Here is a 15,189-nt window from a genome sequence, read left to right on the forward strand (position 1 = left end):
TGTACAAAAAAACCGCTAAAAGCGGTTTCTTTAGAGATCTATAAAGACGGGTTTATTTTCGGCGACCGTTGAGCATCCAACCTATAGGTGTCCAGCGCACCAGCAACAAATAAGTGACAAACCCTATTGCCAAAGTCACTCCCGATGCAACGCTAAATTTAGCGAACAAGCTCCAGTTCTTATCCATCAACTGATATTGCAATGCAAATAGCAAGGGTAAGTGGATGATATAAATCCAATAGGAACTATCGGCAATTAGCCGCATAAATTTGCTGTGCGAATTCAACCAGGTTTTACCAAGAGTTAAACACACCAGGGTCATCCAAACCGCAACATAAGCTTCACATAAACTCACAATGATTTTTTTCCATAACACCATTGGTGCTGGCACCATTGAAAATTCTTTAGGGATTAAGGTATAAAAAATTCCGTAGGCAACCAGACTCAATACCAAAAGAAGTTTCCAGTAGGGCTGAAATTTTTCAATGAAGTTTTCAGCGCTAAATATCCAATAGCCCAGCAGGAAGAATATTCCAAAAAATCCAAACGACCACAGCTGCGGGAAAAAGCTGTCTGGGGCAGGCATGGGGACGTTAACTGAACTTAGCGCCGGCACCATTATCAATGGAAACACGCAAATAAATTGCCAGGGTTTTACACGCTTAAAAAATTCGCTCAATTTTCCCCATTGGAACTGACATAGAATCCAGGTTATTAAATAGAAAAATAACAGATTGTATAAGAACCACAAATGCAGAGTTGTCGGTGGCGGGGGCGGAGTACCTGGTGCCGCATTTGCAATCATCAACAGTACCGGCGATTTATTTTGCACATGGGCAAGTGCATCAAACAGCCCGGCAATAACTGCCCACATACAAAGCGGTAGAAAAATAACCAGTGGCAATAAAATTCGCACTGCCCGGTTTTTTAACATCCTGCCGACACCGCGCTTTTGCACCAGGAGCGCTGCAAAAAATCCGGCGATGACAAAAAATAAAGGCATGCGAAATAAATGGGAAAACCAGGCGAATACATCTACCCATTGCGATTGCTCTGCATTTGCAGGCAACCATACATTATGCAGTAAAACACTGTGTGCAAGCGCAGCATGAAATAGAACGCCTGCCAACATGGCAATAGCGCGCAGGTTATCCATGTAATGCAAACGTGTATCAGACATCAGTGCATCTGCAACGGGTACTTCGTACGGGCGTGACTCAACCGTGGAGTTCATAGCAACCACCTCAAGAATAATATGGAAAAAATGCCCCGAAAAATTCGGGGCTTAAAGTTGGCAGGTTGGTTAGAGAAAAACTTTCTTTCGCGCTTGAATACAAACGGCAACAATTAACGCAAGTACAGCAATTAGGACTTCGGCGAGCACGATACCTGTAGCTGTACTATTCCACACCATATAGGCGTCTTTAGTGTGGCTTCCGATCTCGGGTGTTTTACCCAGCAAATACATAGCCGGGTTAACCAAACAATTAAGCACAATCATCACAAATATAGTTGCACCTTCAGTTGCCAGTGCCGTACCAACACTCCAGGTGATGCAATAATTCACTAACATTAACAGGCAAAGAATGATGGAAAACGGCAGAAGGCCATCAGGAATTGGCGTAGCTATAAAAACAACAACCATTCCTGCCAAAATAATTAACCAGGGCACAATAAATATTGTCATGTTTGCAATCATTTTTGCGATGATGTAATCCATGGGCGAAATCGGCAACGTCATAATAAAAGGAAGCGTTTGCTCTTTTCGCTCTTGAACAATTGTTATTGCGATTTGATGATTTCCTAAACCAATCAATACCGTTATTAGAAAAACACTGCCGATATAAAATTGCCATTCACCCAAGCTGATAAAACTCAAAGCGAAAATTCCACCGGCCAAATAGAGTGCATTTATTTTTCGCGTGAGATGCCAGTCTTTGGCAATCAATTTTTTAATCATAGGTTGATTCAATGTCATGATTAAGCCACCTCCTTCACACTGGCCACAAAAATTTGTTCCAGCGACATAGGTTCAACTTGCGATACTTCCAAGCCTTGGGCCTGCAATTTTCCAAGTGAAAACTCATTAAAAGATTTCACTTTTAATTCATGTAGCGAACCGTTACTTTTCTGCATAGCCAAGCCCGGCAATTCAATTTTTCTGCCGTTAATATCACCGGAACACACAATGCGTCGCCAGGATTCCAAATAGCTTTCTTTATCTTGCGAGGCCAATAATTTCCCTTTGTGCAAAAAGGTAATGGAATCAGAAAGTTGTTCTACGTCCTGGGTGTTGTGCGATGAAAATAAAACGCTGCGATCTTCATCACGTAACACTTCAGCGAGCTCGCTCAAGACTTCGTAACGTGCAACCGGGTCTAAACCTGTAGTGGGCTCATCCAAAATCAGCAGCTTGGGCTTTCTCGCCAAAATTAATAATAAGCAGGCTTTCACGCGCTGGCCGTGTGAAAAACCTTTGAGTTTTTGCTCGGCATTCAAATCAAATATTTTTAATAAGTGTTCTGCGTACTTGTAATCCCAGGAGGGGAAAATGGATTGAATAAATTGCATGTGCCAACGCAAGTTTTCGCTTTTGTAGAGACGCATATCTTCAGAGGCAAAACCGATATTTTCTTTGGCCAGAACCTGTTGCTCGGGCAAACGATAACCCAACACATTCACGCTGCCGGTATCGGGTTGGATTAAACCCATCAGCATACGCAAGATGGTGGATTTACCCGCACCATTCACTCCCACCAAACCCATAATTTGGCCAGCGGGCATTTGCAAGCTGAGATGCTCCAGATAAAAACTGGAATAACGCTTGGATACCTGCTCAAGTTCAATCGCATTTTGCATATTCATGCCTCAAAGAAATCGTTAGGGCTGCTTGCGCGCGGCAATTGCTGCTTGAACCAGCGCGATCAACTCGCCCTCATTCAACCCCGCCGCGTCAGCGCTCTCAATCAATCCATTTAAATGTTTGTTCAGCTCAAGGCGAGCGAGATTGCTATGCAGGCCATCGCCATCGGCTACAAAAGAACCGCGCCCCGGTTGCGTCACAATCACACCTTCAGCTTCCAGTTCGGTGTAAGCGCGCTTAACCGTAATCACACTGACTTTGGTCGCTGCGCTCAATTCGCGAATGGAAGGCAGGGGGTGACCTGCAGGCCAATCGCCCACACGAACCTTTTGTTTAATTTGCGCCATGATTTGCAAGTACATGGGGCGGCTATCGTTTTGCGAGAGAAACAACTCGTCGGTCACGCACACCTCAAACTGTATATATACGATATGCACAGTATATGCACGGATATACACAGTTGGCAAGTGTGTATAGCGGATATTTTTTTCGTTTTAAAAGCACCCCTACCCAGCCTTCCCCCTTTTCACAAATTGCAGGAGCAATTTGCATGGCAACGCCACCCGAAGGGGAAACCACAAGGATGTGGTTTATGAACGGGAGGCTGGGAGGGGGTTAAAGGCAGTCGTCGAGGCGCACCTTTGTGCTATCATGCCGCCCAAATTTTCCCCAGCTCCCCATTCCAGCGTGCCGGTTACCCCCAGCCCTGCGAATCCACTACTCCGAGGTTGCCATGAGCAAAACGTCCTTAGACAAAAGCAAGATCAAGTTTTTATTACTGGAAGGTGTGCACCAATCTGCCGTGCAAGTCCTGAATGATCAGGGTTACACCAATATCGAATACCTGAAAACCGCTTTGGATGAAGACGCGCTCATCGAGAAAATCCAGGATGCGCATTTCGTTGGCCTGCGTTCACGCACCCAATTGACTCGCCGTGTATTTGAAAACGCCCCGCGCCTAATCGCCGCTGGTTGCTTCTGCATTGGTACTAACCAAGTGGATTTGAAAGCCGCACAAGAACACGGTGTTGCGGTATTCAACGCACCTTATTCGAATACTCGTTCAGTAGCCGAGTTGGTAATTGCTGAAGCAATTTTGTTGTTGCGCAATGTTCCGCAAAAGAACGCCATTTGCCATCGCGGCGGTTGGGATAAATCAGCTGTAGGCTCTTACGAAATTCGCGGCAAAACTTTAGGTTTGATTGGCTACGGTTCTATTGGCAGCCAAACTTCTGTGCTCGCAGAATCTTTGGGTATGAACGTTCAGTTCTACGACACCATCACCAAATTGCCCTTAGGCAACGCCAACCAAATTCGCGAGTTGGATGAGTTGTTGGCAACATCTGACATTGTCAGCCTGCACGTACCAGAAACTGCAGCGACTCAAGATATGATTGGCGCACGCGAAATTGGTTTGATGAAAAAAGGCGCAATCCTGATCAACGCCTCGCGCGGTACAGTGGTAGATATTGATGCGCTCGCCGCTGCAATTAAAGCAGGCAATTTGTCTGGCGCTGCGATTGACGTTTTCCCGGAAGAACCCAAAGCAAACGACGACGAATTCGTATCGGCATTGCGCGGTTTGGACAACGTGATTTTGACTCCGCACATCGGCGGTTCGACCATGGAAGCACAAGCTAACATCGGTATTGAAGTGGCAGAAAAGCTAATCAAGTATTCCGACAACGGCACCACCATCAGCTCGGTTAACTTTCCCGAAGTTGCCTTGCCCGGCCACCCGGACGCACATCGTTTGCTGCACGTACACGCCAACGTTCCCGGTATTTTGTCCAAGATCAACAACATCTTCTCTGATCGCCACATCAACATTGCATCGCAATACCTGCAAACTAACGACAAGGTTGGCTATGTGGTGGTAGATATCAATTCACCTTACGATGAAGTTGCACTGGAACAATTGAAGAGCATTGAAGGCACCATCCGTTGCCGCGTGTTGTTCTAATTCATTTAGTTTTACCTCTGCTCCAAAAATAAAAACCGCTGCCTTGTCAGCGGTTTTTTGTTTTCTGCGTTATATCTCCTGTAACCCCAATACAAACCAGTTCACAAGCTTGGAAAATCGCGCGCTTTTTGGCGCAAAAGCTGGCATTCGTTCACAGGTGCTTGCTGAATTGTCTTTTACACTTTGGTTCATCTAATAATTCTTTTTTAAAGGCCGCGCTATGCAAGCCAACCACTTGGATGACATTGACGCTCTAGAAAGCGATGTTCCAGAAAGTAAAAACTCAACCAAAACAGGATTAGGCATAGCACTAGCTTCTGCGACCCTGACCGCCTGCGGTGGCGGTGCAGCGGGTGGCGCTGGCGGCGGCGGTTTTACGCTGTCGTCTGCTGCGAGTTCAGCGGCGGTTAGTTCCAGCAGTGTGGCCAGTTCAGTTACATCATCAAAATCTTCATCCAGCTCAAGCTTGCTTTCATCGTCTAAAAGTTCTTCTTCAGTTTCATCCAGTTCGGTTTCCAGTTCTTCCTCAAGCTCTTCATCCAGTTCTGCGCCTTCATCTTCTTCAAGTTCATCGAGTTCGTCTTCAAGCTCAGCGCCAAGTTCGTCATCGAGCTCATCAACACAAAGTTCTTCGTCATCTTCATCCAGCTCTTCCGCTGCCAATATTAGCAATGCACAAGCAGTGGCTTTTTTGGCGCAAGCGAGTTTATCCAGCACTGATCTTGAAATTGCACGCGTGCAGTCTTTGGGTTACGAAGGCTGGATTGACGATGAAATGAAAAAACCTTTCGGCAGTAAAAACGTAGCGATCTTGATGCAAAAAGGTTTGGCGGATGTTGCCAACAAAAATAGTCTAACCGGCGCCGATAGCATGATGTGGCGGCGATTAATCAACAGCAGCGATGTATTGCGCCAGCGTGTTGCTTTAGCACTCTCTGAAATTGTTGTGGTTAGCCTGGGTATTGAAGGCATTCGTTTTCGTCAATTTGCCATGGCCTACTATTGGGACACGCTTGAGTTAAATGCCTTTGGAAATTATCGCGATCTACTCGAACAAATTTCCAAATCACCCGCCATGGGTACCTGGCTCACCTTCAAAGGTAACCGTAAAGCATCAGGCAATAGTTTGCCCGATGAAAATTACGCGCGCGAAATTATGCAGCTGTTCACCATTGGTGTTTACGAATTAAATATCGACGGCACAGTTAAACTTTTCAACGGAAAACCCAAAGAAACTTACACGCAAGATGATGTGAGCCAACTCGCTCGCGTGTTTACCGGTTGGGATTTGGACACCAGCACAGGCACCAACGATACGCCCGATGCGGTTTATCGCCCCATGGTACAAATCGCCAAATATCATGAGACTGGAACAAAAACTTTTTTAGGCACAACAATTCCCGCTAACACAAGTGGCGAAGCCAGTTTGCAAACTGCGCTCAATACTTTAATGGCCCATTCAAACATTGCACCTTTTATCAGCCGGCAATTAATTCAGCGTTTGGTGACGAGCAATCCGAGCATTAGTTATGTCGCACGCGTCGCAGGAATTTTTAACGATAACGGCAAAGGCGTAAGAGGTGATTTGGCTGCCGTTATTAAAGCCGTGTTGTTAGATACCGAAGCACGTTCTGCCAGCCGTTTAAGCAACGTGACTTTTGGAAAATTGCGCGAACCTGTTTTGCGTTTTGTGCACTGGGCGCGCAATTTTGGCTACACAGATCCCGCTGACAATTGGAATATTGGCGATACCTCTGATCCTGCATCGCGCCTCGGGCAAAGTCCATTGCGTTCATCATCTGTGTTCAATTTTTTTCGGCCCGGCTACATTCCGCCCAGCTCGTTTATCGGCCAGCGCACCGCGCCGGAATTTCAAATCACTACCGAAACCTCGGTGGCGGGTTACATCAATTTTATGCAGAACGTTATTAGCAACGGCATTGCCAGCATCAAAGCCGATTACAGCAAACTTGTGCCGCTCGCGACAGATTCAAATAAATTACTCGCAGAATTAAATACCAGTTTGGCTGCAAATCAGCTCTCTGCCACAACCATCACTAATTTCAAAACGGCGCTCGACAGCATTGCGGCCACTACTACAACGGGACAAAACAATCGTATTTACGCAGCGATTTTGCTGGTTATGTCTTGCCCCGAATATCTCACACAAAAATAAATGGCCGATAAAAACAGGAGCCAATTATGAGTTCAGAATTATCGCGCCGCGAATTTTTGAAGCGTGCCAGCGCACTCTCAATGACGGGAATCGCCGCACCTTTTGCATTAAACCTCGCCGCTATTGGTGAAGCCGCTGCTGCAACGGCGACAGATTACAAAGCTATGGTGTGCGTGTTTTTGTACGGTGGAAATGATTACGCCAATACACTGGTACCTTATGATACGGCGAGCTACAACCTCTACAGCGGTTTGCGCCCTGCCATTGCAACTGCGCGCGATAGCCTCACCGCAACTGTATTGAATCCCGCATTGTCTTTAGCGAATTCACGCCAATATGCACTCGCTCCGGAATTGAAAGATTTGGTACCGATTTTTAACGCGGGGCAAATGGGCGTGTTATTAAATGTTGGAACCTTGATTCAACCAACAACAAAAACCGAATACAACGCTAAAAGCGTTCCCTTGCCGCCAAAATTATTTTCACATAACGATCAACAATCGGTGTGGCAATCTTCATCGCCCGAAGGTTCAACCAAAGGCTGGGGCGGCCGCATGGGTGATTTATTTGCCGCGAGTAACGGCAACGCAACATTTACTTGCGTGAGCGCGGCGGGCAATGCGGTTTATCTCGCAGGTAACACGGCAATTCCCTATCAAGTTTCCACGAGCGGTTCTATTGCAATCAATGGAATTAAATCCACACTCTTCGGTTCGACAGCGTGCGCAAATGCTTTACGGGCATCCATCACTGCAAACAGTAATCATATTTACGAAGCAGAACTCGCCACCATAACCAAACGTTCGATTGATGCCGACGTACAATTAAAAGCGGCGCTAGCAAGTGTCAGTGAATTCACAACGGTTTACCCGAGCGGAAACAGTTTGGCCTCGCAATTAAAAATGGTGGCGAAAATGATTGCAGGGCGAAATGCACTCAGTGCAAAGCGTCAGGTATTTTTTGTATCGCTCGGAGGTTTTGATACACACGATAATATTCTCACCGATCACCCGGTGCTCATGACTAAAGTTGGTACCGCATTAAATGCATTTCATTCAACCATGGTTGAGTTGGGAATTTCTGACAAAGTTACTGCATTTACTGCATCCGATTTTGGCCGCACGCTCACTACTGATGGCGATGGTTCCGATCACGGTTGGGGTAGCATGCACTTTGTATTGGGCGGTGCAGTGAATGGAAAAAATTATTACGGCACACCACCTGCTATCGCTAACAATGGCCCGGATGATGTTGGGCAAGGAAGATTATTACCGGGAATTTCTGTTGATCAATTAGGCGCAACACTGGCGACATGGTTTGGGGTGAGCAATTCAGAATTGACAACTGTGTTGCCGAATATTTCTAATTACAGCCTAAAGAATTTGGGCTTTATGATGTAGATGCTTAAATAACAATCACGCTAAATATCATTAATTAGGAGTCGCCATCCTCGCGCAGCGGGGATCCAGCTTTTTCAATGTTCGCAATCAGATTAATTTTTAGTTTTTTATGGCATATTTTTTATAGACAATACACCATTTATTATTAAATTTTTAAGAGCTGGATCCCCGCTGCGCGAGGATGACGACTCCCATTTTATGCATTTATTTTCAACACCTCGTTCACCCTGAGTCTATCGAAGGGTTTTATTTTCTCTACAAACCGAGTGAACACAAACTGATTACAACAACTGATGTACACCAATAACTACGTAAGGTTTTTCACCCTCTTTTAATGGCGGAACGTCCAAAGTACCTAAAAATATCGCGTGGTTAAGATAGGCGTAGCGGCTATCGCTTGGAGCTTCCAGCTCCAATACAGAACGCATATAGGGTGCGCCTTTTTTATCTGATGGCGGCGAGTAGAGAGCGCGGTTAATAACCTGAATCAAAACCCCATCATTGGTTTTTAACATATAGCGCGCGTTAAATTCGGTATCGCCATCGGCGCGTGTCACTTGGAAATCGGCACCCGTTGGCAATACAGTGCCTTCAATATCTGCACCTTTAAAGGTACCGCCAGTGATAGGGATCATTCTGCGCGTGCCATATTTTGTTTTACCTAACTCGACACCCTCACCAATTAACACTTTTGCATCCCAAATATGTTTGGTGGTAAATATCTGTTCTTTTTTTGCGGTTAGGTCTTTCGTATCCGCTGGTTTTTTATCGGCGGCAAAAGTGAAATTTGCGGTAGCGGCTATCATCAAACACAAGATTATTTTTTTCATCATCAGTTACTCCGTTACGCAGGCAAAACTTGCTGCAGATTCAATATCACCCGATTTATAAGTTGCAATACTCGGCCAGGGGCACAAATTTCTTGAACGAGTTTTGCTCCAATTAGCAGGCAGTGATTTATTTGCAGGATTCACCTTGGCCGCAATAGTGTCGGGTGCTTGCCCTTTTTCAACCCAATTAACCAATGCGCCAAGCCCATCGAATTGATCTGTCGACGGACCGCCGTTGCAATGGTTCATACCGGGCACAACAAACAAACGCGCAAAATCTTGCGCTTTGCCGCGATAATTTTTATTTAATTTTTCATACCAATCCACAAGGTCTACTGTAGAAAATACCGGGTCACTTTGGCCTTGGTAAATAATCAGTTTGCCTTTGTTTTTATAAAAGGTTTTTAAATAGGGATTGTTTACATCCGGTGGAGTCATAAACTCCATGGCAGATTTTTTGAATTCGCCTTGCGTTGCAAAAATTTTGGGTGCATCGCGATCAAAATCAAATTCGCTTAAAAATTGCAACAACTTATCTGGTGAACCTTCCACTTGGGTTGCTGGTGTCGTAAATACATAGGCAAGCGAACCCGCACCCATGGTGGCAATTAAAGGATTGTTGTTCCAAGGCGGTATAGGGCTTTCAAATTTCCAGAAGCGCCAACCTTCATCGGCAATACCTGTGTCGTACCACCAGTGATTATAAAGTTGCTTACCTTTGCTGTTATGTGGGCCACTCATTAGGCGCGCGAAGGATTTGGTTTGCACATCGCTTAAACAGCTCGCATTTTTTTCGCCCGAACAACGCAAACTATTTATATCGAAGGTTTTTTGGCACTGACGAATATTGTTGACCAACCCGTCTTTGGCGCCATCAAGCCCATCGCAAGCATCGGTAATTTTATTAACGATTAATTGCATATCAGCGCGGCTAAACGCGTTATGTAATTTTGGATCAACTTGTTGCGTGCTTTGTACGTCCCATGCGTGCTGCACTGCGGCTTTGGGTAAATTAAAACCGGGAGCGCCCACTAAAATTCCGTCGAACTGATCACCGTAACGACTCGCCGCAACCATGCCGTGGCGACCGCCGTTGGAACACCCAGATAAATAAGAATATTCAGCTTCTTTGGTGTAAAAAGTTTTGATAATCGCGTGGGCTATAGGGGCCATGGTTGCAGTTGCCTGGTAACCATAATCCTCGCGCGCCTGCGGATCCAAACCAAAACGATTACCTGCCGCCAAACCGTATTGTTGATTCTCTGCCGCGCTGCCATCGTGACCGGCATTAGTGCTCAGAACAGCAAAACCTCGCGAACGCGCAGATCGTCCCTCAAACATGTCACCTTCCGCAGGAACCACAGCACCATCATTGCCACCATTCATTTGGTAAACAAAGCGTCCATTCCATGACAAAGGCAAACGCATTTCAAATCCGATAGCGTAATGTTTGCCATCAATACCAGTCCGCGCGTTAACCACGCCATTGATCTGGCAAAACGCATCGGCTTCATTCAATTTGGTGGTTTGAAGTTCGAGCTTCATGGCAGCGGGAAATTTGTGCTGCAGCAAATCACCGCAAGCTGAAGTCTCCACAGCCGCATTTGCACCGGAATATGAGAGCACTAATAGCAGCCCGGTGAAAATCAATTTGGATGAGGCTGGAGCATGAAGAAAAGAAAAATATCGCACGATGAGGACTCCTTTTTTGTATTATTATATCCATATTAACATCCTCTGGAGTCCAAGGCTAATGCGGGCGCAGCATTTCATCTATCTAGAAAGCAAAACCGCTGCACAAAGCAGCGGTTTTTAAATTCAAAAAATTGATTTAGTTATTTGACTGGCGATTTCGCTGCTTTATGCGCTTTCCAGGCCTCATAAAAAATAGGCAGTACAGATACAACTAAAATTCCAAAAATTAACAAGGTGAAGTTTTTTCTCACCACTGGCTGATTGCCAAAGAAATAACCCAGATACAAAAAGATACCCACCCACAAAAGCGCGCCGATAATATTGTATGCAATAAATTTGGGATATTTCATTCCGCTCATACCTGCTACAAAAGGTGCGAAGGTGCGGATGATGGGAATAAAGCGCGTCATGATAATGGCTACACCGCCGTGCTTATCGTAAAAATCGCGCGCCTTGTTTAAATAATCTTGCCGGAACACTTTTGAATTGGGGTTACGAAATAATTGTGCACCAAAAAAACGACCAATCGTGTAGTTAACAATATTCCCCAACACAGCTGCGGTAACAACAATTGCCGCCATCACATTGATATCAAGCCCGCTGCTGGCGCTTATGGCAACCAGCGCACCTGTTGCAAACAACAGTGAATCGCCGGGTAAAAAAGGTGTTACGACCAAGCCTGTCTCACAAAATATAATCAAGAATAAAATGCCATAAATCCATAAACCGTATTGACTGAAAAGCTCAGACAAATGGACATCAATGTGCAAAATAAAACTTATAACCAACTGAATAAATTCCACGGAAAATCCTTACACGAAATAGTTAAAAAGAGTGAAAAAATAATTAATTAAAAAAATATTGTTTTATAGCTGCGAAAACTTGTGATCGGTACAGATCGCTTTCGTTGACCAATTGATGGCCTGCATCGGCAATTAAGGCAATTTTAGCATTGGGTAATTTCTGCTGTAACAAGGGTAAATTGTATCGCCAATCCACGGTCATATCGTCGGTGCCTTGCACGATTAAACATTCGTTTTGCAAAGGAGCAAAGTGCAAAACCATTTCGTGCCAGGCCTTCATAGCGCCTACCCAGCTGAGCGATAGTATTCGTGCCTGCAATAAATCCTGATCTTTCAGGAATTGATTAAACTCGAGATCATGCGAACTTTTGGAAAAAGTGCGCGAAATTTGGCGAATAAAGTGGCGCAGCACTGCATACACATAACGCCCCATATGAACACCGCGCCAGCCGCGTGGTAACACCAAGGGGCTACACAGTGCAATTTTTTCAAAACGCTCCTTTTCTAGACAAGCTAGGGAATCCTGCGCGATTGCGTAACGCCACAAATAATTCAACAAGACCGCGCAACCTGTACTCTGGCCCAATGCGTATAAAGGTTGCGGCATTATGATGGCACTTTGTTGCAAAATTTCGGCGAGCACGTCGCCGTATTGATTAAACGAATCAATTGCCGCTGGCTCGCCACTACTTAATCCATGGCCGGGCAAATCAAAAGCGAGCACTGCAAAATTATGTTGCAGCGCAAACCGAATGGGATGATCAAAAACTCCAACATGATCGTAATAGCCATGCACAACAAGCATTGTGCCCTGCGCGTTTTCTGGCAACCAATAATGTGTGGCTATTTTGAATCCAGCAACATTTACGCACCCAAAGCCGTGGGAAACCTGAGCAAATTCATTCGCGAAATTTATGTCGTAGTCATTGAGGTAGGCTTGTACAAGATCTGTTTGCGGCCAATCGCAATCTTTGGCTGGCGAAAATTCCAACTCAGGCAACTGCCGGGCAAGTTCGCGCAAATCCTGTAGGCTGAGTGTCATAGTGGTAACTTCAATTATTAACGCGGGTTGAGGCTGAATTAAACCAGTTTCTAGTCACAATGAATATAAGTCGTGGCGAGGATTATTGAAGTTAATTTAACCTAGTCTTGCCGCGCTGACGATAGTTTTACACTTGGACTTGGCGACAGCGCAGTCAGCCTCAACTATAATCTCTCCATATAATAATTAACCGCCTGACTCGTTAGCCGCCGTGGCTCCACTACAGAGCGGCAACGTGCAATCAACCGAGTGTCTCATGAAAGATCATATCTTTAACATCCACGATGTTATTTTGCTCATGACAGCAGCCGAGTGTATTTTACTCGCCATTTTTCAAGCTGTTTTACCCGCCAAAAATAAGGCCTCCAGCATTTTACTTACGATATTTTTATTATCGGTAGCCGTAAGTGCAACCTGTGTGCTTATGCTGTGGAATAACAATGTACGCTTCTTCGCATTATTCGATCACACGCTCTTACCTTATTTTTTAACAAGCTCACTATTGCTGAAAGGCGCTGCGCTCTATTTGTACGTGCGTGCTATTACCCAGGAATCCTTCGCAATCGATTCCAAAAAATTGGGCCACCTCATACCCGTCGCGATTGGAATACTTTGGCTGGTGATTTTTAAAATTGATACGCATTCATTGGTGTGGTTCCGCGATTCAGCCAATCCCCTTCCCAATAAATGGGCCGTCGATATTTTGTGGGGCGCAATCAAAATTGTACCGCTCGCCTACGTAATCGCAGCCGTATGGAAAGTGCGCAAATATGTCACCCAATTAGAAAACCAATATTCACATTTTTCTCCTACCGAACCGGGCTGGCTCAGTGTTTTGACCTACGGATTTTTATTTAGCTGGAGCCTCACCCTGCTCGTTCACATAATCGCAGAATTTGCAGACCCTTCTATTTCCGATACCTTCGGCATTACCGACAACTATGTAGGTTTTATTTTAATTAACGCCCTCTTTACCTACAGCGTGGTATACGCCCACCAATTACTCGCGACAAAACCGGAAGTCATTAAAGAAGAAAAAACCGACGAAAAAGTCACCAGCCAAGCTATAGCAAAAGTACAGACGGGCATGGAGATTCAAAAACTCTATTTAAAACACAATTTAAATATCGAAGAATTTTCCAAACGCATTGAATTGCCCATCAAAGACGTATCAGCCGTTATCAACAAACATTACGGCACCAACTTTTTTGAGTTTATGAATAAGTATCGAGTAGAGGAAGCCAAACGTTTATTGCTGGATGAGAAATGCGCAGAAATGACAGTACTGGATATTTTGTTGCAAGCCGGCTTTAACAGTAAATCGGCGTTCCACAGATTTTTTAACCGGTTGGTGGGAGTTTCACCTACAGAGTTTAGGAAGCAGGCTCAAAAGGCGTAAAGAAAAAAGCGCAGCGAGTTAACTCGCTGCGCGAAGCATGGCTTGGTGGCCATAAGTTGAGGAAGAATCTAGGAGGGTTTGTTGGTCAACTGGATTAGGTTGTAAGTCGCTTCTGGTGTTGCGGTTATATTAATGGAGCATTTCCCCCAGGCTTCTGGTGCGGCCATTACGCTGTCGGCTTTATAGGGAATTGATGTAGTTTTGTTTTCGCATTTGAAATCTATGGTTTTTACTTCGCCTGCAATATTCGTTAAATAAAAATAACGTCTTAAAAGAGTAGTGCTCCATAAACCGCTTTTATCGGTTTTAACATCGTGGCTGACATTTTGTGTTCCCGACGCGAGATCTTCCAGTTTGCTGGTGAGCATTGCAAGATTGTTTAGCTCTGAAACTGATGTGGGGTCTTTACGTAAATGGTTTACTGTATCCAGCGCGCCGCCATAATCTTTAGCGTTGTATTGGCGTTTGAAAAGACGAATGCCTGCTTCGATAAATACTTGTGAATCTACGTTGCCTGCACCAATGGGAATTAGCGCTTCCATTGCTGCGGTTTCGTTTTGTTTATCGCCAGTTTTTCCTGCATACCAATAATCTAACAAATAAATTCGGGATTTTTCATAATCCGTTGTTTCCTGCATTTCGTGCAGGCGATCAATATTCTTTTTAGCTTTGGGTAATTTGTTTGCCATTAAATCTGATTGCGCGGATTTAAAAATTGCATAAAACGCCGGGCGAGCTGCCGTTTTGTCTAACTCTTTTTGCTCTAGTAACTTTTTCCAATCTTCTATACGCCCATCTGCAGGCATAGCTGATGCGCCACCTAATTGTGGTGCAGCTCCGCCAGTATCACCGGATATTTGCGCGTAGCACACGGGCGCCAGAAGAATTGAACTAATAATGAATCGCTTAACTATTTTGTATTCCATACACAGATCCCATTGTTTAATAGATTTTCAACATTATTTTTTTCAGGAAAAACTAGAACAAAAAAATAACGCCCACACAAATTATTGAGTGG

The 15,189-nt window shown here is 44.9% G+C and carries 14 protein-coding genes; 4 read left to right on the plus strand and 10 right to left on the minus strand.

Annotated elements, in window-relative coordinates:
- Positions 1-52: 52 nt before the first annotated feature.
- The 4 genes from IE104_RS15650 to IE104_RS15665 all read right to left on the minus strand — a co-directional run bounded on the left by IE104_RS15650 (position 53) and on the right by IE104_RS15665 (position 3,267).
- Positions 53-1,234, minus strand: a complete 1,182-nt coding sequence (locus IE104_RS15650) for an acyltransferase family protein (RefSeq protein WP_189420221.1) — start codon at positions 1,232-1,234, stop codon at positions 53-55.
- A gap of 69 nt (positions 1,235-1,303) precedes the next feature.
- Positions 1,304-1,978 (minus strand): ABC transporter permease subunit, encoded by a 675-nt coding sequence (locus IE104_RS15655; RefSeq protein WP_189420223.1) that lies wholly within the window; start codon positions 1,976-1,978, stop codon positions 1,304-1,306.
- Positions 1,979-1,980: 2 nt separating this feature from the next.
- Complete coding sequence (locus tag IE104_RS15660) at positions 1,981-2,859, minus strand: ABC transporter ATP-binding protein (RefSeq protein WP_189420225.1); 879 nt, start codon at positions 2,857-2,859, stop codon at positions 1,981-1,983.
- A 21-nt stretch (positions 2,860-2,880) separates the two neighbouring features.
- Positions 2,881-3,267 carry a GntR family transcriptional regulator gene (locus IE104_RS15665; protein ID WP_229838001.1) on the minus strand — a complete coding sequence of 129 codons (387 nt, stop codon included), beginning with the start codon at positions 3,265-3,267 and terminating at the stop codon, positions 2,881-2,883.
- Between the two features lie 329 nt (positions 3,268-3,596).
- Here IE104_RS15665 and serA point away from each other — a divergent pair, with 329 nt between their 5' ends.
- The gene (gene serA / locus IE104_RS15670) at positions 3,597-4,826 is read left to right on the plus strand and encodes a phosphoglycerate dehydrogenase (protein ID WP_189420227.1); all 1,230 of its coding nucleotides are present in this window, start codon (positions 3,597-3,599) and stop codon (positions 4,824-4,826) included.
- Positions 4,827-5,018: 192 nt separating this feature from the next.
- Here the strand turns inward: serA and IE104_RS19055 are convergent, their stop codons facing one another.
- Complete coding sequence (locus IE104_RS19055; RefSeq protein WP_229838003.1) at positions 5,019-5,543, minus strand: hypothetical protein; 525 nt, start codon at positions 5,541-5,543, stop codon at positions 5,019-5,021.
- On the opposite strand from IE104_RS19055, the gene IE104_RS15675 reads away from it, so the two are divergent.
- Both IE104_RS15675 and IE104_RS15680 read left to right on the plus strand, forming a co-directional pair.
- Entirely contained in the window at positions 5,518-7,002 is a 1,485-nt protein-coding gene (locus IE104_RS15675; protein WP_229838005.1) for a DUF1800 domain-containing protein, read from the plus strand. The two genes, IE104_RS19055 and IE104_RS15675, sit on opposite strands and share 26 nt — an antisense overlap.
- Positions 7,003-7,028: 26 nt before the next feature.
- Positions 7,029-8,402, plus strand: a complete 1,374-nt coding sequence (locus IE104_RS15680) for a DUF1501 domain-containing protein (RefSeq protein ID WP_189420231.1) — start codon at positions 7,029-7,031, stop codon at positions 8,400-8,402.
- 281 nt (positions 8,403-8,683) lie between these two features.
- On the opposite strand, the gene IE104_RS15685 is transcribed toward IE104_RS15680, so the two are convergent.
- The 4 genes from IE104_RS15685 to IE104_RS15700 all read right to left on the minus strand — a co-directional run bounded on the left by IE104_RS15685 (position 8,684) and on the right by IE104_RS15700 (position 12,772).
- Positions 8,684-9,235: a DUF3237 domain-containing protein gene (locus IE104_RS15685; RefSeq protein WP_189420232.1), complete on the minus strand. Its 552-nt coding sequence runs from the start codon at positions 9,233-9,235 to the stop codon at positions 8,684-8,686.
- Positions 9,236-9,238: 3 nt separating this feature from the next.
- Positions 9,239-10,924, minus strand: coding sequence for a tannase/feruloyl esterase family alpha/beta hydrolase (locus IE104_RS15690; RefSeq protein ID WP_229838006.1), 1,686 nt, complete (start codon positions 10,922-10,924; stop codon positions 9,239-9,241).
- A gap of 143 nt (positions 10,925-11,067) precedes the next feature.
- Positions 11,068-11,730, minus strand: a complete 663-nt coding sequence (locus IE104_RS15695; protein ID WP_189420234.1) for a DedA family protein — start codon at positions 11,728-11,730, stop codon at positions 11,068-11,070.
- Between the two features lie 43 nt (positions 11,731-11,773).
- The gene (locus IE104_RS15700; RefSeq protein WP_189420236.1) at positions 11,774-12,772 is read right to left on the minus strand and encodes an alpha/beta hydrolase; all 999 of its coding nucleotides are present in this window, start codon (positions 12,770-12,772) and stop codon (positions 11,774-11,776) included.
- A gap of 256 nt (positions 12,773-13,028) precedes the next feature.
- On the opposite strand from IE104_RS15700, the gene IE104_RS15705 reads away from it, so the two are divergent.
- Positions 13,029-14,171, plus strand: coding sequence for a helix-turn-helix domain-containing protein (locus tag IE104_RS15705; RefSeq protein WP_189420238.1), 1,143 nt, complete (start codon positions 13,029-13,031; stop codon positions 14,169-14,171).
- A 68-nt stretch (positions 14,172-14,239) separates the two neighbouring features.
- Here IE104_RS15705 and IE104_RS15710 read toward each other — a convergent pair whose 3' ends face one another.
- Positions 14,240-15,097, minus strand: a complete 858-nt coding sequence (locus IE104_RS15710; RefSeq protein WP_189420240.1) for a hypothetical protein — start codon at positions 15,095-15,097, stop codon at positions 14,240-14,242.
- Positions 15,098-15,189 lie beyond the last annotated feature (92 nt).

The organism is Cellvibrio zantedeschiae (genome assembly GCF_014652535.1).
Taxonomy (GTDB): Bacteria; Pseudomonadota; Gammaproteobacteria; order Pseudomonadales; family Cellvibrionaceae; genus Cellvibrio; species Cellvibrio zantedeschiae.

Bases quoted from the DNA above. Each gene is read 5' to 3' on its own strand.
- IE104_RS15700 (WP_189420236.1), bottom strand. From the start codon at position 12,772: ATGACACTCAGCCTACAGGATTTGCGCGAACTTGCCCGGCAGTTGCCT.
- IE104_RS15685 (WP_189420232.1), bottom strand. From the start codon at position 9,235: ATGATGAAAAAAATAATCTTGTGTTTGATGATAGCCGCTACCGCAAAT.
- IE104_RS15660 (WP_189420225.1), bottom strand. From the start codon at position 2,859: ATGCAAAATGCGATTGAACTTGAGCAGGTATCCAAGCGTTATTCCAGT.
- serA (WP_189420227.1), top strand. From the start codon at position 3,597: ATGAGCAAAACGTCCTTAGACAAAAGCAAGATCAAGTTTTTATTACTG.
- IE104_RS15655 (WP_189420223.1), bottom strand. From the start codon at position 1,978: ATGACATTGAATCAACCTATGATTAAAAAATTGATTGCCAAAGACTGG.
- IE104_RS15705 (WP_189420238.1), top strand. From the start codon at position 13,029: ATGAAAGATCATATCTTTAACATCCACGATGTTATTTTGCTCATGACA.
- IE104_RS15650 (WP_189420221.1), bottom strand. From the start codon at position 1,234: ATGAACTCCACGGTTGAGTCACGCCCGTACGAAGTACCCGTTGCAGAT.
- IE104_RS15710 (WP_189420240.1), bottom strand. From the start codon at position 15,097: ATGGAATACAAAATAGTTAAGCGATTCATTATTAGTTCAATTCTTCTG.
- IE104_RS15680 (WP_189420231.1), top strand. From the start codon at position 7,029: ATGAGTTCAGAATTATCGCGCCGCGAATTTTTGAAGCGTGCCAGCGCA.